This window comes from Peribacillus muralis (assembly GCF_001439925.1).
GTDB classification, from domain to species: Bacteria; Bacillota; Bacilli; order Bacillales; family DSM-1321; genus Peribacillus; species Peribacillus muralis.
The window spans coordinates 408,080-413,756 of the sequence record NZ_LMBV01000003.1 but is presented as its reverse complement, the minus strand read 5'-3'; the positions used below and the strand labels follow the sequence as shown (position 1 = coordinate 413,756).

Below are 5,677 nucleotides of genomic sequence, written 5' to 3'. Positions count from 1 at the left end.
TGTTGGATTGACGAATATATTGACGGATTTAATCCAAGTTACCGCCGATCAAGGATTATTTGTAGCAACGATTGGAATGGGTTTCATAGCCGCTATCCTCTCATCGCTTATGAACAACATGCCAACCGTAATGATTGATGCACTGGCGATATCAGATACGAATACTACTGGGGCCATCAGAGAAGCCTTGATTTATGCCAATGTCATCGGTTCGGACTTGGGCCCGAAAATTACACCGATTGGTTCTCTGGCTACCTTATTATGGCTGCATGTCCTTTCATTAAAAGGCGTGAAAATCTCATGGGGAACCTACTTTAAAACGGGAATCATCTTAACCATCCCAACATTGTTCATCACATTAGTTGGCTTATATATATGGTTGAACATCATTCACTAAACATATCATNACTCATAAAGGAGAGAAACAACATGGCTAAAAAAACACTTTACTTCTTATGTACAGGTAACTCTTGCAGGAGTCAAATGGCTGAAGCATGGGGTAAGAAATATCTAGGAGACGAATGGCAAGTGCTAAGTGCAGGAATTGAAGCACATGGCTTGAATCCAAATGCTGTTAAAGCGATGAACGAGGTTGGTATGGATATTACCAATCAAACTTCCGATATCATTGATTCTGACATTTTAAATAATGCCGATTTTGTAGTCACATTATGTGGCGATGCGGCAGACAAATGTCCCATGACGCCACCGCATGTGAGACGTGAACATTGGGGCTTTGATGACCCAGCCAAAGCGGAAGGAACGGATGAAGAAAAATGGGCGACCTTCCAACGTGTACGGGATGAAATCGGAGAAAGAATCGAACGTTTCTCGAAAACGGGCGTATAAATTAAGCTGAAAAAACTGCCGGTCATACGGCAGTTTTTTTGTTTCAAGCTCCAGTATTAGTCAGTTTGGGAAGTACCCGTGCTTTGTCTTCTATCCGTTTTTCAACTTGAAGTCCGAAATGGTGGACACTCGTTGTGCATCACATCACTCATTCACAGATTCATAATTTCAGGATTCAGTGCGGATTCTTACTTGGCTGTATTCCCCATTGCGATGGAGATGCGGTTCCAGCTATTGATTTGGTTGATGATAATGATAAGATCCATATATTGTTTTTCATCATAATGTGAGCGGACACGCTTGTATAGTTCATCTGGTACTCTTTTCGTCGGAATGAACGTAATATGTTCTGTCAATTCAAGGGCGACTTTCTCCGCGTCCGTATAAAATTCACATTCATCCCACACACTCAAACAATAAATACGTTGTTCTGTTTCTCCCATTTTCCGGGCATCAGCTGTATGCATGTTGATACAATACGCACAACCGTTCATTTGGGAAGCACGGATTTTAATCAATTCACGAAGCTTTCCATCAATTTCAGTGGATTTTGTGTACTTTTCCATCTCCATCATAATTTTCATAGAATCAGCAGCTACAGTATAATAAGCAAATCTTTCACTCATAAAATAACCCTCCTATATTTTTTAGATTATTTAATGTTTGTACGCTTCTGTTAAAGTGACTGGCTCCAGTCATGTATGGCATTTTTTTGTAGGAAGCGTTCTGCATCTAGCGCTGCCATACAGCCAGTGCCTGCAGCCGTAACAGCTTGGCGATAGATAGGATCTTGCACATCTCCACATGCGAAAACGCCTGGTATATTTGTTTCCGTCGTCCCTGGTTTTACGATTATATAACCAATTTCATCTGTATGGACTTGTTTGCTGAGAAAAGCAGTGTTTGGAAGATGTCCTATAGCGACAAAGATGCCATCGGATTCCAATGTCTGCTCCTCACCCGTGTCATTATCATGGACTTTTAAACCTGTCACTTTCCCATCCGCTACAACTTCAACAGGCGTTTGGTTCAAGCTCCATGTAATCTTTTTGTTTTGTCTCGCACGATCTTGCATGATGCTGGATGCACGAAGTTCATTTCTGCGATGGACAATCCGGACTTCCGTAGCGAATCTCGTCAGGAAATTTGCTTCCTCCATCGCGGAATCACCACCACCGATGACAATGACTTTTTTCCCTCGGTAAAAGAATCCATCACAAGTCGCACAGGTTCCCACACCTCTTCCCATATGTTCCCGTTCCCCAGGAATGCCTAGGAGTTTCGCTGTTGCTCCTGTCGAAATAATTACGGATTCTGTCTCGTACGTTTCCATCCCTTTCACATGCACTTTAAATGGTCGCGTGGAAAGATCGACACTTTCTACCCAACCGCTTATAAAAACGGCACCAAAACGTTCTGCTTGCTTTCGCATCTGATCCATGAGTTCCGGACCCATAATTCCATCAGCGAAACCAGGAAAGTTTTCCACTTCCGTTGTCGTGGTCAGTTGTCCTCCTGGTTGTGATCCTTCAATAATGATCGGTTTCATGTTTGCTCGCGCTAAATAGATAGCCGCTGTTAAACCAGCTGGGCCTGTTCCCAATATCATGACTTGTTGCATCACTGTGCCCCCTAGAAACTATTTTGATAAAATGGATATCTCTTTATATTTTTCAAATTTACGGGTTGTATACATATCATCTCATTTACATACGATATTGAAACAAGTTATACCTTTAATTAAAGACTATAGTAATCGACGATTGATTATATCGTTAATAATATACTTCGATTCTGTTTTCCTGTCAACATTTCGACTCCCTTACGTTTCTTGGTCCTGATTGAAAAAGAAAAAAAACCACACACTGACATATCCAGTTATGTCAGTGTGTGGTTTCTTCATGTATAAAGTAGATCCTATAGAGAATGAATCATTTGTCCTTAGTAAAATACTCTTTAGTAAAAGAACGAACTTCCTTCGGTAAGGTTTCATCCAGTTCAGCCTGTAACTGGGCAAGGGTCTTCTGGCGGAGAAACGCGCGCATATGCTCTTCTGCTTGTAACATGGTCAAATTAATGGGACAAGACAGATTTCCAGAAGGACAAGAAGAACAGCTAAATTCTTCTTTATCCTTGTATGGCAGACCATTTTGTAAAATATTTTTACACTGAAAGATCGGTTTTACCCCTTCAACCGCTTCGACTACATCCCAAAAAGAAATTTCTTCAGGGGATCTTGCCAACTTATAACCACCTTTGACTCCTGGGACAGAACATACGATGCCTGCCTTAGATAATTTACCAAACACTTTTGAAAGGAACGTCTCCGAAAGACCCTGAAATTCTGATAGCTCTTTGATGCCAACACTCGTCTTCTCTGGTACATCAATTAAGTATACAAGACAGTGCAATGCATATTCGACTCCAACACTATATGACATATTAGGTTCACCTACTTTTCATTCAAAAGATAATCAAATGTATATTAGAAGTAATATATAGTTTTGTCAATCATGCAAGCGATCCATCAAGCAAGGATTAATTTTTGTTTGACAAACGATCCAATCGAAGGTATATTATTGATCGAGTTAATCGTCGATTGATTTAGTCTTTAATTAAACGCATATCTGAAGGAGACAAAACCTATGAGTAAACTGCTAATTATCAATGCACATCCGAGAGTCGATTCTGACTCTTCTTTTAGTCTGAAAGTGTTCAATCATTTTTTAAAACGGTATAAAGAACTACATGGTGATGAAGAAGTGATTGAACAAATAAATTTGTACAGAGATGAAGTACCGATGATAAATGAAATGATATTGACCGCCTGGGAAAAAACCGCGAAGGGCCAAGAGCTGACAGTTGAAGAAAAAAGAGTGACAGACCGCATGACAGAAGTCTTACAACAATTTAAAACTGCCAATAAATATGTGATTGTGTTACCTCTGCATAACTTTAATATTCCATCAAAGTTAAAAGACTATATGGACAATATTATGATTCCAAGGGAATTATATAAATACACAGAAAACGGATCAGTGGGTCTATTGAAAGATGGGCGAAGCATGCTTGTCATACAAGGAAGTGGATCTATTTACACAAACAATGATTGGTATGCAGAAGTGGAATACTCCCATAAATACTTGAAATCAATGTTCAATTTTTTTGGCATTGAAGATTATGAAATGTTGCGAGTACAAGGAACTGCCTTGATGGGCGGAGATGAAGTGTTAGAAAAAGCATATAAGGAAGCGGAAGATGCTGCCTCTGTACTGGCGGCGAAATAAGAATCCATTCAGTAGCATAGAAGCTACAAAATGCAGTGTGAAATCTGTCATCTAGTTTCTGGGAATCTGATATTCCTGCAACTGCGATAAAGGAGAGTTCTTGCTGTGACAATCCTTTCATAGCAAGATTGGAAAGTGAAAATAATTCTATTATCGATAAACCTCAAGACCAGTCCGAAGTCAGGCTGGTCTTAAAATAATATTATTTTAAGTTAGGTAGGGGGCGTAGCTTTCGCTTCATTCAATTTTGGAAAATATATGTGCAGAATAGTCAAAGGTGGACTAAATAAGAATATGCTTATACAATGATATTAAATAACCAAATAAGCATTTGATTATATATTCGATTAGGCTAGGAGGGATAACATGCAAACGAATGAAGCGTTTAATATAGAAGGTACGGCAAACGTTCTTAAACTGTTAGGTGATAAAACACGTTTGACTATGGTAAAAATAATGTCTGAACATGAGTGTTGTGTCTGTGAATTTGTAGATGTTTTTGATATGAGCCAACCTGCTATTAGCCAACATTTGCGAAAGCTGAAAGATAGCGGATTAGTGAATGAAGCGAGAAGGGGGCAATGGATATTTTACTCGTTAAACCAAACCTCTCTATATTACTCATATATTCTAACTGTTATCAAGGAATTGCCAAGTCAAAACTTTAAAGTGGAAGAATTAACGGCACAAGGAAAAAGAATTTGCTGTGATTAACGAGGAGGGAAACATCAGTGGGTACAGGTATATTAGCGAGCATCATCTTTTTGCTGACATTGACATTCGTCATTTGGCAACCTAAGGGATTGTCAATCGGCTGGTCGGCATGCGGGGGTGCGATGCTTGCCTTACTCGTTGGGGTTGTTGACTTCAACGATGTAATTACCGTTACAGGGATTGTATGGAACGCGACGTTGGCGTTCATTGCTATTATCATTATTTCTTTGATTTTAGATGAGATTGGTTTCTTTGAATGGGCAGCCCTTCATATGGCGAGAGCGGCCAAGGGAAATGGAGTAAGGATGTTTGTGTATGTGAGCATTCTCGGAGCGCTAGTCGCTGCGTTCTTTGCAAATGACGGAGCCGCGCTCATCTTAACTCCGATTGTATTGGCGATGGTTCGAAACTTGAAGTTAGAAGAAAGAATGATCTTCCCATTTATCATCGCGAGTGGGTTTATTGCGGACACTACATCCTTACCGCTTGTGGTAAGCAATCTGGTCAACATCGTTTCTGCTGACTTTTTTAATATCGGGTTTATTGAGTTCGCATCTAGAATGATCGTCCCCAATCTGTTTTCATTAGCAGCTAGCATCCTGGTCTTATATTTGTACTTCAGAAAGAGCATTCCAAAGAATTATGATATGGCTCAATTGAAGAAGCCAGTCGATGCCATTCGGGATGTGAAAATGTTTCGCCTGTCTGGGATTGTTTTAGCCGTTCTGTTGATAGGCTATTTTATCAGTGAATTTTTCCACATTCCTGTATCCTTCATTGCAGGCATTGTCGCTATTTTCTTCCTCATGATGGCCGGAAGGAGTCCG

8 protein-coding genes are annotated in these 5,677 nt (G+C 40.0%); 5 read left to right on the top strand and 3 right to left on the bottom strand.

What is annotated here, in order from left to right; genetic code table 11:
- Together ASU00_RS26040 and arsC are read left to right on the top strand one after the other, a co-directional pair.
- Positions 1–397, top strand: a 397-nt coding sequence (locus ASU00_RS26040) for an ArsB/NhaD family transporter (RefSeq protein WP_269085310.1), incomplete at its 5' end; no start/stop codon positions are given.
- Between the two features lie 32 nt (positions 398–429).
- Positions 430–849 carry an arsenate reductase (thioredoxin) gene (arsC, locus tag ASU00_RS06510; RefSeq protein WP_057912614.1) on the top strand — a complete coding sequence of 140 codons (420 nt, stop codon included), beginning with the start codon at positions 430–432 and terminating at the stop codon, positions 847–849.
- A gap of 188 nt (positions 850–1,037) precedes the next feature.
- Here arsC and ASU00_RS06505 read toward each other — a convergent pair whose 3' ends face one another.
- From ASU00_RS06505 to ASU00_RS06495, 3 genes are all read right to left on the bottom strand, one after another.
- A complete protein-coding gene (locus ASU00_RS06505) occupies positions 1,038–1,475 on the bottom strand; it encodes a carboxymuconolactone decarboxylase family protein (RefSeq protein ID WP_057912613.1) in 438 nt (145 codons plus the stop codon).
- 50 nt (positions 1,476–1,525) lie between these two features.
- Complete coding sequence (gene trxB / locus ASU00_RS06500) at positions 1,526–2,470, bottom strand: thioredoxin-disulfide reductase (RefSeq protein ID WP_057912612.1); 945 nt, start codon at positions 2,468–2,470, stop codon at positions 1,526–1,528.
- Positions 2,471–2,780: 310 nt separating this feature from the next.
- Positions 2,781–3,290: an RrF2 family transcriptional regulator gene (locus ASU00_RS06495; RefSeq protein WP_057912611.1), complete on the bottom strand. Its 510-nt coding sequence runs from the start codon at positions 3,288–3,290 to the stop codon at positions 2,781–2,783.
- 204 nt (positions 3,291–3,494) lie between these two features.
- On the opposite strand from ASU00_RS06495, the gene ASU00_RS06490 reads away from it, so the two are divergent.
- From ASU00_RS06490 to arsB, 3 genes are all read left to right on the top strand, one after another.
- On the top strand, positions 3,495–4,136 hold the full coding sequence (locus ASU00_RS06490; RefSeq protein WP_057912610.1) for an FMN-dependent NADH-azoreductase: 642 nt from the start codon (positions 3,495–3,497) through the stop codon (positions 4,134–4,136).
- A 366-nt stretch (positions 4,137–4,502) separates the two neighbouring features.
- On the top strand, positions 4,503–4,850 hold the full coding sequence (locus ASU00_RS06485; protein WP_057912609.1) for an ArsR/SmtB family transcription factor: 348 nt from the start codon (positions 4,503–4,505) through the stop codon (positions 4,848–4,850).
- A gap of 17 nt (positions 4,851–4,867) precedes the next feature.
- A partial coding sequence (gene arsB / locus ASU00_RS26035) for an arsenite/antimonite efflux transporter (RefSeq protein WP_236712599.1) occupies positions 4,868–5,677 on the top strand: 810 nt, incomplete at its 3' end.

Bases quoted from the DNA above. Each gene is read 5' to 3' on its own strand.
- ASU00_RS06485 (WP_057912609.1), top strand. From the start codon at position 4,503: ATGCAAACGAATGAAGCGTTTAATATAGAAGGTACGGCAAACGTTCTT.
- arsC (WP_057912614.1), top strand. From the start codon at position 430: ATGGCTAAAAAAACACTTTACTTCTTATGTACAGGTAACTCTTGCAGG.
- ASU00_RS06490 (WP_057912610.1), top strand. From the start codon at position 3,495: ATGAGTAAACTGCTAATTATCAATGCACATCCGAGAGTCGATTCTGAC.
- trxB (WP_057912612.1), bottom strand. From the start codon at position 2,470: ATGCAACAAGTCATGATATTGGGAACAGGCCCAGCTGGTTTAACAGCG.
- ASU00_RS06505 (WP_057912613.1), bottom strand. From the start codon at position 1,475: ATGAGTGAAAGATTTGCTTATTATACTGTAGCTGCTGATTCTATGAAA.
- ASU00_RS06495 (WP_057912611.1), bottom strand. From the start codon at position 3,290: ATGTCATATAGTGTTGGAGTCGAATATGCATTGCACTGTCTTGTATAC.